Genomic DNA, 21905 nt, shown 5'->3' with positions numbered 1-21905 from the left:
GGCGGGGGCCTGGGCCAGGCGGGTGGGCAGGCGCTGGTCAATGCCAGCAACGGCAACCTGGTGCTGCGTTTTACCGATGAGCAGCTGTCGGCGATGGGGCTGGACCTGTTCCACACCCGCACCTACAACGCCCAGGGCGGCCTCAACGATGGCGATGCCGATGGCTGGCGCTGGGAGGGCGAGCGGCGCCTGGTGTTGAGCGGCGCGCTCAATGGCGCGGGCAGCACGCTGACGCGTACCACGGGCGATGGGCACGAGACGGTGTATGCCTGGAACGGCAGCCGCTACCAGTCGAGCGAGGGGGATGGTGCGCACGATGCGGTGGTGTGGGATGCCGCGGCCAGCGAGTGGGTGTGGACGGACGGTTCGAGCCGGGCGGTGGAGCGCTACGAGGGGGCGTCGGGGCGGCTGGTGTCGCTGACCGATCGTTCCGGGGTGGTGACCCGTTATGGCTATGACGCCAGTGGCCGGCTGAGCAGCGTGCGGGACGAGCGTTCGGGCCAGGAGCTGGTGCTGAGCTACAACGCCGCCGGCAAGCTGCAGCGCCTGGACACGCGCACCGCGGCTGGTGGTGCGCTGACCCAGCAGGTGTATTACGGCTATGACGGGCTGGGCCGGCTGGTGAGCGTGAGCACCGACCTGACGCCGAGCGACAACAGCATTGCCGATGGCAAGGTCTACACCACCACCTATGGCTACGACGGGGACAGTTTCCGCATTGCCAGCGTGAGCCAGAGCGACGGGACGACAGCGAGCTTCACCTACGTGCTGGTGGAGGGGCAGTACCGGGTGCGCACGGTGACCGATGCCTCGGGCACGATGACCTTCAGCTACGACACGGCGAACCGTCGTACCGATGTGAGCAATGGCCTGGGCCAGCTGTGGAGCTATTACTACGACGCCCAGGGGCAGATGGTGCAGGTGCAGACGCCGGCGGTGAATGGCCAGCGCCTGTCGACGTCGTACCTGTACGACGCCGAGGGCAACCTGACCCGGGTGACCGATGGCCTGGGCAACTCGGTGAGCTACCGGTACGACGCCAACGGCAACCGCGTCCACGAGCGCGACACCCTCGGCAACACGGTGACGCGGCAGTACGACGGCAACAACCAGCTCATCAGCGAGACGCGCTACAGCGTGCCGGCGACCTGGAGCGGCGCGACCGGGACCTGGACCGAGCCGCCGGCTTCGGCGGCGCAGGTGACGCGCTACATCCTCGATGCCAATGGCCGCCCGCGCTACGTGGTGGGTGCCAGCGGCAGCGTCACCGGCTACCTGTACAACGCGGCGGGGCTGCTCGTGCAGGAGATCAGCTACACCGATGCGGCCTATGACCTGAGCGGGCTGACGCCGGAGCAGGCGATTCCAAGTGCGGCGTTCGACAGCTGGATCGCGGCACGCGACAAGACCCGTTCGACGCTGACCGAGCTGACCTACGACTACCGGGGCAACCTGAGCAAGCGCACGAGCTACGGCACGGTGGATGCGGCGGGGGTGGGGGTGACCGATGCCTCGACCGTGATCCTCGAGTACATCTACAGCGAGCATGGCCAGTTGCTGCAGAGTCTGGCCACGCGGGGCGCGGACCGGACCAGCAAGACCAGCCTGAGCTCGGTGGTGTACGACGGCTTGGGCCGGGCGGTCAGCCAGGTGGATGCCAGTGGTACGCGCACGATGGTGTACGACGGGGCCAACCGGCGGGTGGCGGTGACCAATGGCGCCGGGCTGACGGTGACCCAGAGCTATGACACGGCGGGCCGCCTGCTCGGCCTGACGCAGACGGCGGCGGGCGAGGCGACGCGCACGACCCTGTACGCGTATGACGCGGCGGGTCGCCAGGTGATGGTGCAGGACCCCACGGGGGGGCGCAGCTACACCTTCTACGACGAGGCCGGGCGGGTCAGCGCGCGGGTCGATGGCACGGGCGCGGTGGTCGAGTACGTGTATGACGCGGCAGGCCAGCGCACCCAGGAGACGCGCTACGCCACCCTGGTGGACACCAGCAGCTGGTTCAACGGTACGGCGGTGATCAAGACCCTGGTGGGCGAGATCCGCCCGGTGAGTGGGGCGGCGGACCGCACGAGCAGCTTCGTCTACGACGCCAGCGGCCGCCTGAGCAGCAGCACCGATGCGAAAGGCACGGTCACCACCTACAGCTACGATGGCCGTAGCCAGTTGATCCAGGAGCAGACGGGTGAGCGGGTGACCCGTTACTTCTATGACAGCGAAGGTCGGCAGGTCGGCAGGCTGGATGCCGAAGGCTACCTGAGCGAGTCGGTGTATGACGCCGGTGGGCGTTTGATCCAGAAGGTCCGCTACGGCCAGGTGACGGCCGAGGCGCTGCGCGCCAATGGCGCCCTGGCACAGCTGCGCCCGGACACGGGCGAGAACCTGGAGAGCTGGTACTTCTACGATGCGGCGGGCCGCCAGGTCGGCAGCATCGACGAGCAGCAGTTTGTCACCGAAGTGGTGTACGACGAGGCCGCCAACCTGCAGCGCACGATCCGCTACGGCACCATCTACCACGGTGCGGCGGTGACGGCGTCGACGAGCTTTGCCACGGTGCGTGCCGTGGCGGCGGCCAGCGGCGTGCAACAGACCGCCACCGTGGCCTACGACGACCTGGGCCGGGTGAGCCAGCGCACCGCGACCGACGGCACCCGCACCACCTTCGAGTACGACGTGGCCGGGCGTCTGGTGCGCGAGGTGCAGGCGCGCGATACGAGCGATGAGCGCACCCTGAGCAGCCGTTACAACGCTTTCGGCGAGGTGATCGGCAAGCTGCTGGGCGTGGCCTCGACCCGGATCAAGGACGGCATGACCGAGGCCGAGGTGACGGCCATCTACGCCCAGTACGGGCTGGCCTACCGGTACGACGCGGCGGGCCGGGTGGCCAGCGTCACCGACCAGGCGGGCAACCGCACGCTGTCCTACTACGACGCAGCGGGTCGGCTGAGCCAGGTGATCAACGCCCTGGGCGAGGTCAGCGAGACGCAGTACAACGCCTTCGGCGAAGTCAGTGAGCGCACTGACTTCAGTGCACGGCTGGCGAGCGGCGATGTGAGCGGCCTGAGCGGCGGCCTGCTGGGCACGCCGGTGAAGGCCCTGGTGCAGGCGATCCGCAATGCCGCGGTCGACAACCGCCGCACCTATGGCTATGACAAGCAGGGCCGCCTGACCAGCAGCACCGATGCCCTGGGCTACCTGACCGGCTATGGCTACAACGCCTATGGCGAGCAGACCTCGATCACCCGCACCCTGGCCAGCGGCGTCACGGTCAGCGAGAGCCTGAGCTACAACCGGCGCGGCGAGCTGATCGGCCGCATCGAGGACGTCGGCGGCCTGGCGCGCAGCACCGCCACGACCTACGACGCCTTCGGCCGGGTGATCAGCCGCACCGACGGGCGTGGCCTGGTGAGCACCCTCAGCTACGACAGCAAGGGCCGGCGGATCGTCAGCCGCGACCCGCTGAACCTGGCGCGCACCGTCGACTACGACGCCTTCGGGCGGGTGATCCAGGAGATCGACGGGCTCGGCCGGAGCACGACCTACGCCTATGACGACAACACCCGCACCCTGACGGTGACCACCCCGGACGGGGTGAGCATCAGCACGGTGAAGGACCGCCACGGCCAGGCCCTGAGCGTCACCGATGGCCTGGGCAAGACCACCCGCTACATCTACGACCGCGATGGCCGGGAGCTCAGCGTCACCGACGCCCTGGAGCGCAGCACCAAGCGCACCTACGACGCCGCCGGGCGGCTGCTGACGGTGACCGATGCCCTGGGCCGGGTGACCCGCTACGGCTACGACGCCGCCGGCCGGGTGGTGACCCGCACCGACGCCAACAGCGTGGTGACCCGCTACGCCTTCGACGGCCAGGGCCGCCAGGTGCGGGTGACCCAGGCCGAAGGCCTGGCCGAGCAGCGCATCACCGACTACGCCTACGACCGCAAGGGCCAGACCCTGGTGGTGACCCAGGACCCCAACGGCCTGAAGCTGACCACCACCTACAGCTACGACGGCGTGGGCCGGCAGGTGCAGGTGGCCCGGGGCACCGTGGCCAGCCCGAACCAGCAGGTGGTGCTCTACGTCTACGACAAGCTGGGCCGGCGCACCGCCGAGCGCCAGGACCCCAACGGCCTGAACCTCACCACCCAGTACCGTTACAACGGCAACGACCAGGTGACCCGCAAGATCGACGCGGGGGGCAACAGCACCTGGTACATCTACGACAATGCCGGCCGCCTGTGGCACACGATCGACGCCTTGGGCGGGGTGACCCGCACCGTCTACGACGCCGCCGGGCAGATCACCCGCATCCGCCGTTTTGCCACGCCGCTGGCCGCCAGCGTGCTGGCCGGTCATGGCGATGAAGTGAGCAGCGTGACCGTCGTGGCCAACGCCGCCGCCGACACCTTTACAGACTTCGTCTACGATGCCGCCGGGCGCCAGCGCTACAGCATCGATGCCCTCGGCCAGGTCACCGAGACCCGCTACGACAACGCCGGGCGGGTCACCGACAGCCTGCGCTACGACAAACCCATTCCGGTCAAGCCGCCCTACACCGAGGCGGCGGTCGCCGCCGCCCTGGCCAGCGCCGGGGCCCAGGCCCGCACCACCCACTCCGTGTACGACGCTGCCGGGCAACTGCTCAGCGTCACCGACGCCGCCGGGCGCACCGAATCCTATGGCTACGACGCCGTGGGCAACCGCACCACCCTGACCAACAAGAACGGCGACGTCTGGACCTACACCTACGACGCCCTCAACCGCCTCACCGAGGAAATCACCCCGGCGGTGAACGTCGCCACGATCGACGCCAGCGGCACCGTCAGCAGCCAGAGCCGCCTGCTGGTCACCCGCCTCGCCTACGACGCCCTGGGCAACGTCAGCAGCCGCACCGTCGGCCGCCTGCGCAGCAGCCTGCAGGCCGACCCGGCGCAGGACGACCTGAGCCAGGCCCGCACCACCGCCTACGGCTACGACGCCGTCGGCCACCAGGTGCGCATCACCTCCCCCGGCTGGTACAACAAGGCCACCGGCGCCTACCAGGCCGCCAGCGACGGCAGCGCCAACACCTTCCAGGTCACCACCGAAGTCACCTACGACGCCCTCGGCAATGCCGTGCGCAACCGCGTGCGCGTGGGCAACAGCGGCAATGCCGCCAGCGACTACGTCGACAGCTACAAGGTCTACGACGGCCTCGGTCGCCTGACTCATGACATCGACGCCCTCAAGGGCGTCACCGCCTACGCCTACGACGCCCTCGGCAACCGCACCAGCACCCGCCGCTACGCCAACGGCCTGACCGCCGCCGTGCCGGCGGCCGGCTACTACCTGGCCGGCGACATCACCGCCACCAGCCTGGTGGCCAACGCCGCCCAGGACCGCACCCTGACCACCCGCTACGACGCCCTCGGGCGCAAGGTCGCGGTGCAGCAGGACGCCGTCAGCCTCTACGTCTTCAACGGCAGCGTCGCCGGCGCCACCAGCGTCAAGGCCTCGCCCACCACCCTCTACAGCTACGACACCTTCGGCAACCTGGTGCGCGAAACCCAGATCGCCCGCGACGCCAATGGCACCACCGTGCTCACCGGCGCCAGCACCGTGCACTACTACGACGTGGCCGGCCAGCGCATCGGCAGCGTCGACGCCCTCGGCCACTACACCCGCATGACGTACAACGCCCTCGGCCAGCTCAGCCGCCAGGTCGAATACGCCACCGCCCTGGCCAGCTGGAACGAAGCCGCCGTGCCGGCCGCCCCCGCCGCCAGCGCCAATGACCGCAGCACCCGCTACACCTACGACGGCATGGGCCGGGTGACCCAGGTCACCCAGGAAAACGTGCGCTACTGGCAGCAGAACATCAACGCCCAGACCAATGCCGTGAGTGCCAGCCTGGTCACCGGCGACCTGCTGGTCAGCCAGATCAGCTACGACGGCCTCGGCAACACCCGCACCGTCACCGACGCCGCCGGCAACGTCGCCACCACCGACTACAACGCCCTCGGCCAGGTCAGCAAAGTCACCGAACCGGCCCGCGCCACCGCCCGTGCCGGCGCCGTCGACCCCTTCGCCAGCGGCGCCGTCATCGCCTCGCCTACCACCACCTACCAGGTCAACGCCTTTGGCCAGGTGATCAGCGAGACCCGCAGTGCCGGCGCCCAGCAGGCCGGCCTCAGCCAGACCACCCGCACCCGCTTCGACGCCGCCGGCTACGAAGTGCAAAGCATCGACGCCGCCGGCTCCGCGCAGAGCTACAAGGTCGACGTCGCCGGCCGCCGCCTCGAGGAAAGCCGCCAGACCAGCGTCACCCTCAGTGCCTGGACCGTCAACGGCGCCGCCCTGACCCGTACCCAGACCATTCGGCGCAGCTACAGCTACGACGCCCTCGGCCAGCAGCTCTCCACCACCGACTGGTACACCGCCGCCGACAACACCCAGAAGAGCACCACCAACAGCGCCCTCTACAACCGCTTCGGCGAAGTCACCGAGCAGTTGCTCAACGGCAACCTGCAGACCCGCTACGCCTACGACCAGGTCGGCCGCGCCATCGAGCAGCAGAACGCCCAGGGCATCACCCGCGTCGACTACGACCTCGGCGGTCGCGCCAGCCGCAGCAACCAGATCGGCGACGCCGCCGTCAGCACCGACGACCGCATCACCTACACCCGCTACGACCTGCTCGGCCGCGCTCTCGAACAGCACCTGCCGGCCTTCGAGGCCAACCTCAACGCCGACACCCTCAACAACGTCAACCTCACCCTGGCCACCCCCATCATCCGCCAGGCCTACGACCGCTGGAACAACCTGCTCAGCCGCACCGACGCCCGCGGCTACGTCACCACCTACAGCTACGACCACAACAACAAACAGCTCAGCGAAACCCTCCCCGTCACCGACATCCTGCGCGAGAACGGCACCAGCTACCGCGCCAGCCTCATCCACGAGAAGCGCTACGACGCCCTCGGCCAACTGATCCAGGAAGTCGACCTGGTGGGGCCCTACACCGGCATGCCCACCAGCACCGAACTGCGCATCCGCCAGCACGTCTACAACCAGGCCGGTGAACTCGTCCGCGACATCGACGCCCTCGGCTACTCGCGCACCTACCGTGTCGACGCCCACGGCAACCGCGTCGCCACCCAGGACGCCCTCGGCACCGTGCTGGTGGAAAGCTACGACGCCATGGACCGCCAGCTCACCCACGGCATCATCCGCAATGGCGCCCAGGTCATCCTGCAGACCAACCAGTACGACCAGGCCGGCCGCCTGGTAGGCGAAATCACCGGCGCCACCGCCATCGAGGAAACCCTCACCAGCATCGCCAACGCCGACTGGAGCTCCACCACCACGGGCGTGGCCGGCACCGTGCGCTACACCCTCTTCGATGAGCGCGGCAACATCGTGCACACCCGCAACGAATCGAAGATCGAGAAGCGCTACGAGTACAGCGAGGCCAACCGCAAGACGAAGGAAATCGACGGGCTCAACAACACGCTGACCTGGACGTATAACGAGGCGGATTTTGGAAGGCTGACCAGCTACAAGGACCTGGGCGGGAGGACGTCGACTTATACCTATAACGCGTTTGGGCAACTGGCGACTGACTATACGCCGGAGATACTTGGTGCGATTAACGCTCCAGGCACAACTTCAAACAGGAAAAACTATGAAATATTGGAGGACTCTGGTGGAACAAGGTCATACGCTTATTACTCCAACGGATTACTGAAAAGCATATCCGATTCGTCTAGTTCAAGCAGGCAGTTGCAAGTTGCAGGGCTGCCTTCTCAATATAGAGACAGGATAACCACCTATAATTTATCGCTCAGCAAGTCTTCAAGTTATGCTTATGATTTGGGATCAAATAAAACTCATGAACTAAACGCCGAATCATATTCGTGGCAAAACCCTACCTGGAGAGCTGCAGGTGGTTATTCATCTTCTTCCGCTACGCATTATTTTTTTGACGAGCTGGGAAGGCTGAAGCAGGTCAAGGCGCCCAGTGGGAATAATAAAGTAGGAAAAGCAAAACTTGCCGTGGTCTCGACAACTCTTACCAACGGGAAAAATAATAGCTACGAAGTCAAATGGGAGGCCAGCTACCAAATTCGATCAATTTCTACCGCAACTATTAATTCCCTAGAGTACAACTTCGACGAGTTCGGCAACCGGCGTAAGACCTACCTGGACTCGACCAGTCAGTCAGGCGTCAATGAAAAGATCGAGAGCTGGTACAAGTACGACCTGAATGATCAGGTGCTGATTGCCGAGGGCATGCAAAGCAATGGCACCATTGCAGTCGGCAAGCTCAACAACACCGCGAAGGGCTACAGCCTCGCCTACGACGCCGCCGGCCGCCGGACAAGCTCCGAGCGCTGGAAGGAAACCAGCAACTCGACCGAGGTCTATGAGCGCAGCGAGTACAGCTATAACGACCTCTCCCAGGTGCTGACATCCAGCATCAGCCAGGTCGTGCGGGCACAAGGCGCCACCAGCCTGCAGGCACCGCAGTCCATTGGCACGGCAACGCTCTCTCTCTCGAATATCTATGACGACAAAGGGCGCAAGGTCCAGCAGCACAGCTACCTCAACGGCCAGATCGATGCGACGGAGGTCTATGGCTACCGGGGCGACAACCAGAAAGTCTTCCAGGAAAGCCGCAAGGCCACCAACGGTGTCGTCAAGCTGTCCCAGGCCAACTACTTCAATGAAGCGGGCATGTACGACGCCGTCGGCAACTCCCTGGGCTACCGCTACGTCGTCTACAACTCCGACGGCCAGACCATCAACTACCGGGGTGCCAATACCAATGCCTACGTCGGTTTCGATACCTACAAGCAGGGGTCCATCACCACCAGCTGGACGAAACCCGGCACGCCTACCACCTCCACCTACGTCTACGGCGTACGCGGCGAGTTGCAGGAAGTGGTGGCAAACGGCTCGGCCATCCTGCGCAGCTTCGCCTCTGACCGGGATGGCAAGTTGATCGCCCGCCAGGAGAGCAACGGCACCGCGCAGAACTATGCCTACTACCAGGGCTCCGAACTGGCCAGCGTCGGCAACGCCAGCGGCGCGAGCCTGAGCGATACCTTCACGCCGATCTCGGAGAACTACCCCTCCCCCACGCCCACCAGCTACGTCGTCAACCAGGGGGATACCCTGGCGAGGATCGCCAGCGCCATCTGGGGCGACGCGAGCATGTGGTACCTGATCGCGGATGCCAACGGCCTGACCGGCAGCGACGAACTGATCCCGGGCAGCAGCCTGCAGATCCCCAACGTCGTCAGCAGCACCCGCAATACGGCCAACACCTTCAAGCCCTATAACGCCGAAGAGATCATCGGCAACGTCACCCTGGAGCCCCAACCCCTTCCTCCGCCGCCGCCCAAGCCGAAGAAGAAGAAGTGCGGAGGCCTGGCCAGTGTTGTGATGGTGGTGGTGACGGTCGTTGCTGCAGTGGTAACAGCCGGAGCAGCTGCAGCGGCTATTGCCGCCGTACAGACAGGCGCAGCTACAACACTGGGCGGAGTACTCGCTGCTGCAGGCACCGGGGCCATGAACGTCATCACCGGCTTAGGGGTGGTTGCAGGCACGGGAGCCACCGTAGCTGGCGGCTTCATTGGTGGAGCGGTGGGTTCGGCCATTGGGCAACTCACCGGGAAGGCCATGGGGGTCGTTGATAACTTCTCCTGGAAGCAAGTGGCAGTGGGGGCCCTAACCGGAGGCGCAACTGCAGGGCTTGGAGTCGCGGCACAAGGTGCATTTGGCACCAGCGCGGAAAGTGTTGCAAAGGTCGTGACTGCCAACAAAACACTGGGGTACGCCTCGTATGGCGTCTATGGTTACGCCAGCTCACAAGTCTTCAGCCGAATTGTAGGACTTGAAACATCGTTCAGTTGGAAAGGAATGGCTGCTTCAGCACTGGGCTCCGTTGTAGGCGGTCAGTTGGGGAGCAGCGAGTACTTCAGTAAAATTCCTCAACTCTCCCGTGATGTATTGACTGGGCAGATAAGTGCACTTGGGTCCGCGGCTATAAATGATAAGTGGCTTGGAGGTGCACGCCCGGACTATAGCCAAGTTGCTGTGGATGCCTTTGGCAACTCCTTGGCTTCATCCATTCGCTCTGCAATGGGGCAGACCAGCTTGGCCTTGCGTGTAGACCCTGCTTACTTATTGGCCAGCAATGAAGATGCAGTAATGACATTGCCTGCGATTGAAGTTGATGCGTATGAAAATGTTTTTGATCAATTCCTCTTGGAATTCTCCAGGAGCTTCAAAGATCTACGCGGGCTATCAAGAGAAAATATATATAATTCCAACTCGTCACTCGAAGCAGGCATCGCCTCAGCCGTCTACGCGGTCAACAGCCTGACAGGTGCTGTAGTGGAGGGGGTGGTCGATACCGCCCGGCTCTTCACTAGCGCTGAACATCGCAGTCAGTTCGTAGAGGGGATGTATACGCTTGCCACCACTAATCCAATAACTACGGCTAAAGGCATTCGAACTGCGTGGAGTTCACTATCCACAGAGGACAAACTACTAGCGACTGGTAGTGTTATAGCAACACTGGGGGTTGGAGGTGCCAGCAAGGCAAGTTCGATTAGTGACCTAGCTGATTTGAAAGCGTTGCAACCTAGCGAAGACATCCTGGTGGCAGGAAGAATAACCGAAAATTCATTAACCCCCGGGCCATTGCACACCACCGCACAGCTTGGAGATGCAGACTATGCAGTTCATATTATCGCTAAGCCTTCTGGCAATGTAGTGCTTCCTCCAAACCAAGCTTATGCAAATGCTCTGTTCAGTGTAGACTTCCGGCAAACACAAGCAGCCTCTAATGAACTCATGGCTGCTGTTTCTGAACGTAGGCAGGTTTTCGTAGCCAAACCGGGTACGGACGACCACAAATTCTTGGAAATGACTGGAGCAGATGCCTCCGCAGGTGGTCCCGGAAACTTGGCAATTCTAGTGCGTTCAGAAAATCCACAAAAACTCACTCTCATAGAGGAATTTTTACATGGAACACAATCTAAAATATGGGGCGAGCCTGGTGTAGATGTTGATGGTGCTGTTAGTGCATTCCGTGAATGGCATGTTCGAGATTATATGAGCAGGCATAGCCGTATGTTCGGCTGGGATGCTCAAGAAAAATCAGTATTGCAAACCGAATTAGCTTACTGGGCTCAAAGAGCCGGAAGGGCAGGTCAATAATGCAAGATATTGCTACAGTGAAAGAAGTTCTCTTTGTGTTTAATTCTTGGACACTAATGCTGCATACTCCGCCCCCCACAATTACTAGAGCGGGAATACATATAACCCTGCTTAACGAAAGCAAGGAAAAGATTGGAGAGGCAATTGTGAAAAGGCTCTTATCATCCCGAAATCCAGAAATCATTCCCGTCGAAGTAGAGTCAATAATTGCCCCGGAAAACTTCAAAGAAATAAGATATATTTCACGCTAGTGTCAGGCAAAAATTAAGCGCGCGAAGGTGTTGTTCTCCTTGCTGTAGGGGGCCTTTATAGAATATTAAGTTCGCAGATGTCGAGAATTTCACCCACTACATCATCAATGGGACGGTTTTTAGAAATTCGTATTCCGCGCGACCAGCAGCGTTCCCTTGAAAAGAAAGGTGGCCGAGCATAGTTAGAGTCAATTCGAGTGCTAACTCTCTCTAACTATAAGAAATCAATTTTCTTATTCTCTTCAACGCCCCAGCATGCAACTGAGAAACCCGGGACCTCGACACCCCCATCAGCTCACTGATCTCCGTAAAGCTCAGTTGCTGGAAGTAATGCCCCTCGATCACCTGTCGCTCGCCCGGGGAGAGCTGGCTGATCAGTAGCGCCATGTCCTGCCCCTCGCGCTCGGCCTCGTAGAGGCTGAGTGGGTTGTTGTCGACGGGCTCCTGGTCGAGCACTCCGAGTTCCAGGAAGTAGCCGAAGGCCAAGTCGATGGCCACGTTGGCGACATGTTCCAGATCGGATAGCCCCTCCGCTTCGCCTGCCCCGGTGATGCTCGCCAGCCGCTCGGTGGCGGGTGTGCGCCGGTCCTTCACGTAGCAGGCCAGCCCCTTGAGCACGCTGCCCTTGATATAGGGCTCGGCATAGGCCTTGAAGTTGCTGCCGAGCCTGGGGTCGAACCTGTCGATGGCCTGGAGCAGGCCGAGGGAGGCTAGGTTCAGGTAGTCATGCCACTCGGCGAGGGGATGCGGGTAGCGGGTGAACAGGTGCGCGGTGAGCAGGCGCACCCACTGGCTGTAGAAGAACAGCTGTATGCGTAACTCGAAGCTATTCCAGGCCGCTTACGGCGTCCCAGGTCCGGCCCAGTGAGGAACACCCTGCTTGGCTCTATTGTTGCTGAGCGGTTACTTGCAGCTGGATAACCCGTAACGCCTGCGGAATTCGAGCGCCGTCCGGCCCTCTACATATGCCGCAGGGCCGGGCTCCGGGCGGGGCCGCTGTGCTAACCTGCGACAAGTTTTTTTCGGGCTCCCCCAGCCCGTTTCCAGAGGTCATCCATGCATATCCATATCCTCGGCATCTGCGGCACCTTCATGGGGTCGCTCGCGGTGCTGGCCAAGGAGCTCGGCCATCGCGTCACCGGCTCCGACGCCAACGTCTACCCGCCCATGAGCACCCAGCTGGAGGCCCAGGGCATCGAGCTGATGCAGGGCTACGACCCCGCGCACCTGGACCCGGCGCCGGACCTGGTGGTGGTGGGCAATGCGCTGTCGCGGGGCAACCCGGCGGTGGAGCATGTGCTGAACAAGGGGCTGCCCTATGTCTGCGGCCCGCAGTGGCTGGCGGACCACGTGCTGCAGGGCCGCTGGGTGATGGCGGTGGCCGGTACCCACGGCAAGACCACCACCAGCAGCATGCTGGCCTGGGTGCTGGAGCATGCGGGTATGAGCCCGGGCTTTCTCATCGGCGGGGTGCCGCAGAATTTCGGCATCTCGGCGCGCCTCGGCGGCACGCCGTTCTTCGTGGTGGAGGCGGACGAGTACGACAGCGCCTTCTTCGACAAGCGCTCGAAGTTCGTCCACTACCGCCCGCGCACGGCGATCCTCAATAACCTGGAATTCGACCACGCGGACATCTTCCCCGACCTCGCGGCCATCGAGCGGCAGTTCCACCACCTGGTACGCACCATCCCCGGCGAGGGGCTGATCATCCACCCCACCACCGAGCCGGCCCTGGTGCGCGTGCTGGAGATGGGCTGCTGGACGAAGGTCGAGACCACCGGTGAAGGCGGCCAGTGGCAGGTGCGCCTGCTCAGCGAGGACGGTTCGCGCTTCGAGGTGCAGTTCGACGGCAAGGTGCAGGGCACCGTGGAGTGGAGCCTGACCGGCCAGCACAACGTGGCCAACGCCCTGGCGACCCTCGCCGCCGCGCGCCATGTGGGCGTGGTGCCGGAGCTGGGCATCGCTGCCCTGAGCGCCTTCCGCAACGTGAAGCGGCGCATGGAGAAGGTCGCCGAGGTCAACGGCGTGACCCTCTACGACGACTTCGCCCACCACCCCACCGCCATCGCCACCACCCTCGACGGCCTGCGCAAGCGCGTGGGCGAGGCGCCGGTGATCGCCATCATCGAGCCGCGCTCCAACTCCATGAAGCTGGGCGCCCACCGCGACGGCCTGCCGGAGAGCGTGGCGCAGGCCGACCAGGTGATCTGGTACGCGCCGCCGAACCTGGGCTGGGACCTGGCCGCCACGGCCGCCGCCTGCCCGGTGCCGGCGGTGGTCTGCGATTCGCTGGAGGCGATCATCGAGCGGGTCAAGGGCCAGGCGCGCCCGGGCACCGAGGTGGTGATCATGAGCAACGGCGGTTTCGGCGGCCTGCACGGCAAGCTGGCCAAGGCGCTGGAAGGCTGAGGACGACGACATGAGCGGACCCGAACGCGTCACCCTGGCGATGACCGGCGCTTCCGGCGCCCAGTACGGCCTGCGCCTGCTGGACTGCCTGGTGCAGGAAGACCGCGAGGTGCACTTCCTCATCTCCAAGGCCGCGCAGCTGGTGATGGCCACCGAGACCGAGGTCACCCTGCCGCCCAAGCCGCAGTCGATGCAGGCTTTCCTCAGCGAGTACACCGGCGCGGCGCCGGGGCAGATCCGCGTCTACGGCAAGGAGGACTGGATGGCCCCGGCGGCTTCCGGGTCCGGCGCGCCGGGGGCGATGGTGGTGGTGCCTTGCTCCACCGGCACCCTCTCGGCCATCGCCACCGGTGCCTGCAACAACCTGATCGAGCGCGCGGCGGACGTGGCGTTGAAGGAGCGGCGCAAGCTGATCCTGGTGCCGCGCGAGGCGCCGTATTCCAGCATCCACCTGGAGAACATGCTCAAGCTCTCCAACCTCGGCGCGATCATCCTGCCGGCATCCCCGGGCTTCTATCACCAGCCGCAGACCATCGATGACCTGGTGGACTTCGTGGTGGCGCGCATCCTCAACCTGCTGGAAATCCCCCAGGACATGCTGCCGCGCTGGGGCGAGCATCACCTGCAGAGCAGCGATGACTGAGCGCCGGCCCCTGCGCCTTGGCCTCATCGCGTTGCTGCTGGCGCTCCAGGGCTGCGCGGCCGTGCGCACCCTGGACGCGGCCAAGCCCGGCGCGCCCATCATCTACTCCGGCACCCGGCTGGACTGGTACTCCCTCAATGGTGGCTGCTGCCCCATGGACCGCTTCGGCGCCGAGGCACCGGGTTGGGCGGCGTTCGACCTGCCGTTCAGCGCGCTGCTGGAGACGCTGTTGCTGCCCTTCGCGGTGGCGGCGGAGCTGGGTGTCGGGTTGGGCGTGACCGGCGGCAATTGAGGTAGCGCCTTAGGGGCTGCGCGGTGATGGGTTTCGTGCCTCTACCCATCCTACGGAGGAGCTCCGTGTGAACGGTGGGTTTCCAGGCGGCTGTGAGCGCTTTCTGTAGAGGCGAATTCATTCGCCCAAGGATGCGCAGCGTCCGCAACACACAGGTCCGCAGGTCGACCCTTCGGACCGAGAATAAATGGGCTCTATCTGCGTCAATTGCGCTTGGCCTCCTGAAAGGGGCGTTTGGCCGCTGCTCCCACGTCTGCGCCAGAACCTTCATCGATGTGCGCATCACGCTCAGGGCGGATTGGCTTCCGTAGGGTGGCGTAGAGCGAAGCGAAACCCACGCGGTGGGCGTGACAGGGCGCTCGGTTTCAGGCTGGTTCCTGGCAGACGTCCACCCATTGCGCGGCGACCAGTTCGGCCATGTGCTGCGGGGCGATGCGCACGGCGCTGTGGATGGCGCCGGCGGCGGGGACCACTTCATCGAAGGCCTGCAGCGACAGGTCGCAATAGACCGGCAGCGGGGTGGCCAGGCCGAAGGGGCAGACGCCGCCGACGGGGTGGCTGGTCAGCGCCTGCACGGTTTCGGCGTCGAGCATCTTGGCCTTGGCGCCGAAGGCTTCCTTGAACTTGCGGTTGTCGATACGCGCATCGCCGCGGGCGACCACCAGCAGGTTCTGCTCGCCGACGCGGAAGGCCAGGGTCTTGGCGATGCGCCCCGGTTCGACACCGTGGGCTTCGGCGGCCAGGGCGACGGTGGCGGTGCTGGTTTCCAGTTCGATGATGGCGAGTTCGGGGGCCTTCTCGGCGAGGAAGGCGCGTACGGATTCGAGGCTCATGAAGGCTCCTTGGTTTTCTATCGGCTCAGGTGGCCAGCTGGTGCACGGCGGCGAGGCTGTCGTGGAGGCCATAGCGGCCCTTGTCGTCGCGGGTCACGCGGCCCATGGCGACGTCCGGGTCGTGGGTGAAGAGCAGCCGGCCATTGCGTTCCAGCAGGCTGGCGAGCAGGGCTTCCTTCTCTTCGATCAGGCCTTCGGGGAAGCGGTCGTAGCCCATGGTGATGGGCAGGTGCACCCAGGGCGCGCCGGGGATCAGGTCGCCGCTGAACACCACCGGGCCGTCGGGCATGGCGATCTCCGGTAGCAGTTGCCCAGGGGTGTGGCCGTCGCTCCAGTGCAGGCGCCAGTCGGGGCCGAGAATCTCGGCGCCGGGCTGCTCGTCGATCAGCACCAGGCGGCCGCTGGCTTCCAGCAGTTCGAGCATTTCCGGGATGTAGGAGGCGCGGTCACGCGGGTGCGGGTTGCAGGCGCGCTGCCATTGGCGACGGCCGGTGACGAAGCGTGCGTTGGGGAACAGCAGGCGTGCGGGCTGGCCTTCTTCCCAGGCGGCGAGCAGGCCGCCGGCGTGGTCGAAGTGCAGGTGGGTGAGCAGCACGATGTCGATGTCGGCATCGGCCAGGCCGGCCTCGGCGAGGCTGTCGAGCAGCACGTGGCGGTCTTCCTGCACGCCGAAGCGGCGCTTGAGCTCGGGCGCGAAGAAGGCGCCGATGCCGGTCTCGACGAGGATGTTGCGCTCGTCTTCCTGCACCAGCAGCGCGCGGCAGCCGAGGTCGATGCGGTTTTGCGCGTCCGGTTGCATCCAGCGTTCCCAGAGGGCGCGCGGGGCGTTGCCGAACATGGCGCCGCCGTCGAGTTTCTGGCTGTTGCCGGTGAGCGAGGTGAGGGTGCGCATGGTGCGGGTCCGGGCTGGCTTTCAAGCGCCCAAGGCTAACCCGGTTGCGGGGGCTGTGGTCAATCCGCCCAGCCGCGATAGACGAAGGTCATGGGGCGCGGGCCCTGCAGGTAGCCGGTGTGCAGCTCGCGGATGGCGAAGCCGCCGGCCTCGATCAGGCGCGGGATGTCGCGGTTGAGGTGGCAGCCGCCGGCGAAGGGTTTCCACAGCGGCGTGAGGCGGTGCTGCCAGCGCACCACCGCAGCGTCCGGTGCCAGGCCGTGTTCGGCGAACAGCAGGCGCCCGCCGGGTTTCAGCACGCGGCGCATTTCCTTCAGCGCCGCAGCGGCGTCGGGGATGGTGCAGAGGGTGAAGGTGCAGACGATGCTGTCGAAGCTGGCATCGCCGGCCTGGATCTCGCCCAGCTCCAGGGCGATGGTCTCCACCGCAATGGCGATGGCGTCGGCGCGCTGGCGGGCCAGGGCCTGCATCTGTGCGGCGGGGTCGACGCCGATCACCACCTGCACCTTGGCCGGGTCGTAGAAGCCGAGGTTGAGGCCGGTGCCGATGCCGATCTCCAGCACCCGGCCTTCGGCCTGGGGCACGATCTTCGAGCGGGTCTTCATCACTTCGCCCATGCCGCAGGCGTAGTCGATCAGGCGGGGCAGGACGTGGCGATCGTAGAAACCCATGGCGGCGGCCCGTGGTGGTGGCGAGGCGTCCAAGGTAGCAGGGGCATCCCCGCGCGGCGCGGGGATTTCGGCCAATGGCGGGAGGATTCCCGCCCGGGTCAGCGGCCCAGGCGGCGCAGTTCGTCCGACTCCACGACGCGCGTGCCCTGGTCGGTCTCCAGGGCCAGGCGCCACAGTGCGCGGGCCAGGGTGCAGGCGCCGATGCCGCGGTACTTGCCCGGCAGCCAGCGCATGAAGGGCGCGGCCAGGCGCTCGCCGAGGCGGAATTCGCTGCGCGGGCCGAGCAGCAGGGACGGGCGCACCAGGGTCAGCTGCGGCCAGTCCTGGGCCTTGAGCGCTGCCTCCATCTCGCCCTTGGTGCGGTTGTAGAACACCGAGGAGTTGGCGTCCGCGCCCAGGGCGCTGATCACCAGGTAGTGGCGGGCGCCGAGTTCGCGGGCGCGGGCGCCAACGGCGAGCACCAGGTCGAGGTCGACGGCGCGGAAGGCTTCCTGGGAGCCGGCCTGGCGAATGGTGCTGCCGAGGCAGCAGAAGGCGGTGTCCACCGGCCCCTGGAGCTGCGGCAGGAGCGCGGCGAGCTCGCCCACCGGGTTGTCCAGGCGTGGGTGGTCGGCCAGGGGGCGACGGGTCGGTGCGAGCACCCGCTCCACCGTGGGTTCGTTGAGCAGTCGGTCGAGCAGGTGTTCACCGGTCAGGCCCGTGGCGCCGGCGAGCAGGATGTGCTGGGGCGTCAGATGCATGCTGTTTCTCCGCTGTTACAGCTTGAGCTTAGTGGCTGGCGGCGGTTTTGCCGTCGGCCGTTGCAGGTTGCGCGGCGAGCGCTTGCCGGGCCTGTCCGGCGCGCAGCTTGCTCCAGTGGGCGAGCACCGGTTTGGGGGCCCAGATCTGGGGTTCGGAAGGTTCGAAACCGTCGGCCTTCTCCCATTCGGCAACCTCGGTGCGGGCGAGTTCGAAAGCACGTTCCAGGTCGTCGGTCTGGTTCAGTGCGTCGGCCAGCAGGGCGCGACCGAAGTAGGTGAACTCGTTGTCGTCGGAGCAGCCGAAGGACACCCGGTCGGCCCGCGCGGCGGTCATCACCAGGGTCTTGTCGTCCTTGAGCGCGGGGATGAAACCGCCGGAATAGCAGGCGGAGATCACCACCACCTTGTGGCGATCCTTCAGCGGGGCCAGCACCGAGGCCAGCTCGCTGGCGGGCAGGTCGGCGAGCTGCAGGCCGGGTTGCTCGAGGGCGAGCTGGTGGTCGGCGGAGCCGTGGCTGGTGAGGTAGATGAACACCAGGTCCTCCGGCCCGCTGCGCCGGGCGATGCCCTGGATCGCCCGGGCCAGGCTCTCGCGGGTGGCCAGGGGGCGATCGGCCATGTGGTCGCGGTGGTTGATCAGGGTGATGTGGCCATGGGCGCCGAAGCGCTGGTCGAGCAGCGTGGCGACGTAGTCGGCCTCGCGCAGGAATACGCCCTGGCGGCCGTCGCCCCCCAGGCTCAGGGAATACAGCTCCACCGCCGGGGTGGAGGCGGGCAGGGCATCGATGGCGGCGTCGAGCAGGCGGCCCTGTTCCAGCAGGCCGACTTCCAGCGGGTTGGGCAGTGTCTTGCCGGCTTCGTCACGCACGCGCCGGCCGCCGCGCCAGGTGCCCTTCTCCTGGCTTCCGTCGGCCAGGGCGAGGGTGCCTTCACCACTGTAGCGGCCGCCCGTGAAGCCGCCCTGGTAGCGGCTGCCATCGGCAAGGGTCAGGGTGCCGTCGCCCTGGTAGCGCCAGTTGCGGAAGGCACCGACGTAGCGCTCGCCGTCCGCGCCCTTGTACTCACCCTTGCCGGTCAGGGCGCCGCTCTTGAAGTCACCGCTCCACACCGAGCCCTCGGCGTTCTGGTAGCGGCCCTTGCCATCGAACAGGCCATTCTTGAATCCGCCGCTGTAGAAGCCGCCGTCGGCGCCCTGGTAGTCGCCTTCGCCCTCGAGCTGGCCCTGCTTGAAGGTGCCGGAATAGCGCGAGCCATCGGCGTCGGTGCGTACGCCCCGGCCGGTCTGCTCGCCGCGCTTGAACTGGCCCTGGTAGCTGCTGCCGTCCGGCAGTTCGAGCTTGCCCTGGCCGTGGTAGCGGTCGTCGCGGAAGGTGCCGCTGTAGACCATGCCTTCCCGGCTGAGCGTGCCTTCGCCGCTGAACTGGTTGGCCTTGAACGCGCCGTCGTAGGAGGTGCCATCGCTGTAGGTGAGGCGGCCATTGCCTTCGAACAGGCCGTTGCGGAACTCGCCCTGGTAGTCGACGCCATTGGGCGCGTGCCAGGTGCCATGGCCGTTGGGCTGGCCGTCCTTGAATTCGCCTTCGAACCAGGTGCCGTTGCTGTAGTCCAGGCGCCCCGGGCCTTGCAGCAGGCCGTCGACCACGGCGCCCCGGTAGCGCGAGCCATCGGGCAGGCGGGCGTCCGGCGGGGTGAGGGGTTCTCCATCTCCGCAGGCCGAGAGGAGCAGGGCGAGCGCGAGGGGCAGCAGCGGTTTCATCGACAGTCCCTTGAAGGTGGATACGGCTGTTGCAAGTGTGGCGTAAAAAAGCCCGCTATCGCGGGCTTTTCTTTTCCATCCGTGCCGGGGCTCAGGTCCACTGGGTGATCTTGTTGCCCTGTTTGTCGGTGAAGGCGCCGACGATGATCATGATGAAGTCGATCAGGGTCCAGATGCCCAGGCCGCCGAGGGTGAGGATCTGCAGGATGGCGGTGCCGATCTTGCCGGCGTAGAAGCGGTGCGCGCCGAAGGTGCCCAGGAAGAAGCACAGCAGGAAGGCCGGGAGGATGCGTTTTTCGGTCATGAAACTGTCCTTGTTGAGAGAAGAGGGTGCCGATTGGCGGACGGCATTCTAGCGAACGCGGCGCTACCTAGGCGAGTGGCGGGAGTGAGGCCGGCGGCGGGCCGCCGGCAGGGTTTCAGACGAAGCAGAGGCTCAGGGATTCGGCGATGTAGGCGGGCTTGGCCTGGCCTTCGATCTCCAGGGTGGCGCGGGCCTTGATCAGCCACTGGCCGGGGTTCTTTTCGGTGACGTCCATGATGGTGAGCGCCAGGCGGACGCGGGAGTCCACCTTCACCGGCTGGATGAAGCGCACGCTGTCCAGGCCGTAGTTGATGCCCATCTTCATGCCTTCGGGCAATACCAGCAGCCCTTCGGTGAGGACCGGGATCAGCGACAGGGTGAGGAAGCCGTGGGCGATGGTGGTGCCGAAGGGCGTGTGCTTGGCCTTCTCCGGGTCGACATGGATGAACTGGTGGTCGCCGGTGCATTCGGCGAACTGGTTGATGCGTTGCTGGTCGATGGTCAGCCACTCGGAGTGGCCCAGGTCCTTGCCTATGTAGTTCTTCAGTTCGGATACAGGTACGAACGGCATGCTTCATCCTCCGTGGACGTGGTTTGTTGTTCTTCTTGCCGGGTCTTTGGCCGACCCTGGGTTCATCGCCGCCTAGATCAGCATGGGCACGGGGCGGGGGTCAAGCAGGCATGCCCCCTGCGAATGGCGGGTTATAGCGAGGGTGGCGAGCGGGCCTATAATGGCGCGATCCTGGCAACGACCGCTCTGCAGCGGGCCTTGCACGCGTCTCGCCCAGGGCTTACTCGACCTATCCGGAGATTTTCATGCTTTTGCGCGGCCTGACCTGGCTGGTGCTGTTCCAGTTGCTCGGCACCGGGATCAACGCCCTTTTCCTGCACATGCTGCCCGGGCCCATCATCGGCCTGGTGCTGCTGTTCCTGTTCCTCGTTGCCCGGGGCGAGGTGGGCGAGCCGCTGTCGGTGGCCTCCAGCAGCCTGCTGCGCTACCTGCCGTTGCTGCTGGTGCCGCCGGCGGTGGGGGTGATGGTGTACGCCCAGGCGATCTGGGCGGACTTCTGGGCGGTGGTCGGCGCGCTGGCGCTGTCGGTGTTCTTCTCGATGCTGTTCGTGGGCTGGCTGATGCAGCACCTGATCGACCGCAAGGCTCGCCAGGAGGATCGCCCATGAGCATCGATTGGCACGGCGCCTGGCAGGCCATTGCCCACCATCCGCTGTTCGGCGTCGGCCTGACGCTGGCGGCCTACCAGCTGTCCATCTCCCTGTACGAGAAGACCCGCCTGATGTTCCTGCAGCCGGTGCTGGTGTCCATGGCCCTGGTGATCGCGGTGCTGGTGCCCCTGGGCATCGGCTACGAGGAGTACCGCCAGAGCACCACGCTGCTGACGCTGTTGCTCGGGCCGGCGACCGTGGCGCTGGCGGTGCCGTTGTTCCTCAACCTCAAGCGCATCCGCCAGTTGTTCTGGCCGACGCTGATCACCCTGTCCATCGGTGGCCTGGTTGCTACGGTTATGGGTGTGGGCCTGGCCTGGGCCTTTGGGGCCGAGCACATGATGCTGATGACCATGGCGCCGAAGTCGGTGACCTCGCCCATCGCCATGCTGGTGGCCGAGCAGATCGGCGGCGTGGCGGCGCTGGCGGCGGTGTTCGTGCTGATCACCGGCGTCATCGGCGCGACCCTGGGGCCGGAGCTGCTGCGTCGTGTCGGCGTGCGCCATCCGGCGGCGCAGGGCATGGCGCTGGGCATCACCGCCCACGCCGTGGGGACGGCGCGGGCGTTGCAGGAAGGCGAGGAATGCGGCGCCTTCGCGGCGCTGGCGATGAGCCTGATGGGTGTGGCCACTGCGGTGCTGTTGCCGCTGGCCGTTGCGATGGTCGTGTGAGG

The 21905-nt window shown here is 65.4% G+C and carries 14 protein-coding genes; 6 read left to right on the top strand and 8 right to left on the bottom strand.

What is annotated here, in order from left to right; all coding sequences use genetic code 11:
- The first annotated feature begins 60 nt into the window (after nucleotides 1-60).
- Complete coding sequence (locus DMX10_RS32790) at nucleotides 61-11220, top strand: LysM peptidoglycan-binding domain-containing protein (protein WP_218281318.1); 11160 nt, start codon at nucleotides 61-63, stop codon at nucleotides 11218-11220.
- Between the two features lie 461 nt (nucleotides 11221-11681).
- Here DMX10_RS32790 and DMX10_RS13465 read toward each other — a convergent pair whose 3' ends face one another.
- Nucleotides 11682-12257, bottom strand: a complete 576-nt coding sequence (locus DMX10_RS13465; protein ID WP_371921691.1) for a sigma-70 family RNA polymerase sigma factor — start codon at nucleotides 12255-12257, stop codon at nucleotides 11682-11684.
- 270 nt (nucleotides 12258-12527) lie between these two features.
- On the opposite strand from DMX10_RS13465, the gene mpl reads away from it, so the two are divergent.
- Genes mpl through DMX10_RS13450 form a run of 3 tightly spaced genes read left to right on the top strand, consistent with a single transcriptional unit; the run spans nucleotide 12528 to nucleotide 14815 of the window.
- Nucleotides 12528-13880, top strand: a complete 1353-nt coding sequence (gene mpl / locus DMX10_RS13460; RefSeq protein WP_111261531.1) for a UDP-N-acetylmuramate:L-alanyl-gamma-D-glutamyl-meso-diaminopimelate ligase — start codon at nucleotides 12528-12530, stop codon at nucleotides 13878-13880.
- Nucleotides 13881-13890: 10 nt separating this feature from the next.
- Nucleotides 13891-14523: a flavin prenyltransferase UbiX gene (gene ubiX / locus DMX10_RS13455; protein WP_043245935.1), complete on the top strand. Its 633-nt coding sequence runs from the start codon at nucleotides 13891-13893 to the stop codon at nucleotides 14521-14523.
- On the top strand, nucleotides 14516-14815 hold the full coding sequence (locus tag DMX10_RS13450; protein WP_111261530.1) for a YceK/YidQ family lipoprotein: 300 nt from the start codon (nucleotides 14516-14518) through the stop codon (nucleotides 14813-14815). Before ubiX ends, DMX10_RS13450 begins: the two co-directional genes overlap by 8 nt.
- Nucleotides 14816-15180: 365 nt before the next feature.
- Here DMX10_RS13450 and DMX10_RS13445 read toward each other — a convergent pair whose 3' ends face one another.
- The 7 genes from DMX10_RS13445 to DMX10_RS13415 form a co-directional block, all read right to left on the bottom strand.
- Nucleotides 15181-15648 carry a YbaK/EbsC family protein gene (locus DMX10_RS13445; protein WP_111261529.1) on the bottom strand — a complete coding sequence of 156 codons (468 nt, stop codon included), beginning with the start codon at nucleotides 15646-15648 and terminating at the stop codon, nucleotides 15181-15183.
- Between the two features lie 25 nt (nucleotides 15649-15673).
- Entirely contained in the window at nucleotides 15674-16540 is an 867-nt protein-coding gene (locus DMX10_RS13440; protein WP_111261528.1) for an MBL fold metallo-hydrolase, read from the bottom strand.
- A gap of 59 nt (nucleotides 16541-16599) precedes the next feature.
- Entirely contained in the window at nucleotides 16600-17211 is a 612-nt protein-coding gene (locus DMX10_RS13435; protein ID WP_111261527.1) for a class I SAM-dependent methyltransferase, read from the bottom strand.
- 98 nt (nucleotides 17212-17309) lie between these two features.
- Nucleotides 17310-17951, bottom strand: a complete 642-nt coding sequence (locus tag DMX10_RS13430; RefSeq protein WP_111261526.1) for an oxidoreductase — start codon at nucleotides 17949-17951, stop codon at nucleotides 17310-17312.
- Nucleotides 17952-17979: 28 nt separating this feature from the next.
- The gene (locus DMX10_RS13425; protein ID WP_111261525.1) at nucleotides 17980-19707 is read right to left on the bottom strand and encodes a C13 family peptidase; all 1728 of its coding nucleotides are present in this window, start codon (nucleotides 19705-19707) and stop codon (nucleotides 17980-17982) included.
- A gap of 91 nt (nucleotides 19708-19798) precedes the next feature.
- The gene (locus DMX10_RS13420) at nucleotides 19799-20011 is read right to left on the bottom strand and encodes a TM2 domain-containing protein (RefSeq protein ID WP_021221502.1); all 213 of its coding nucleotides are present in this window, start codon (nucleotides 20009-20011) and stop codon (nucleotides 19799-19801) included.
- Nucleotides 20012-20126: 115 nt separating this feature from the next.
- Nucleotides 20127-20582, bottom strand: coding sequence for a MaoC family dehydratase (locus DMX10_RS13415; RefSeq protein ID WP_111261524.1), 456 nt, complete (start codon nucleotides 20580-20582; stop codon nucleotides 20127-20129).
- A gap of 245 nt (nucleotides 20583-20827) precedes the next feature.
- Here DMX10_RS13415 and DMX10_RS13410 point away from each other — a divergent pair, with 245 nt between their 5' ends.
- Nucleotides 20828-21190, top strand: a complete 363-nt coding sequence (locus DMX10_RS13410) for a CidA/LrgA family protein (RefSeq protein WP_111261523.1) — start codon at nucleotides 20828-20830, stop codon at nucleotides 21188-21190.
- Nucleotides 21191-21192: 2 nt separating this feature from the next.
- Nucleotides 21193-21903, top strand: coding sequence for an LrgB family protein (locus DMX10_RS13405; protein ID WP_111261537.1), 711 nt, complete (start codon nucleotides 21193-21195; stop codon nucleotides 21901-21903).
- The last annotated feature ends 2 nt before the right edge of the window (nucleotides 21904-21905 follow it).

The sequence above is a fragment of the Pseudomonas sp. 57B-090624 genome (genome assembly GCF_003234055.1).
Classification (GTDB): Bacteria; Pseudomonadota; Gammaproteobacteria; order Pseudomonadales; family Pseudomonadaceae; genus Metapseudomonas; species Metapseudomonas tohonis.
The sequence above is the reverse complement of the archived record's forward strand: the minus strand, read 5'-3'. Positions and strand labels throughout refer to the sequence as shown.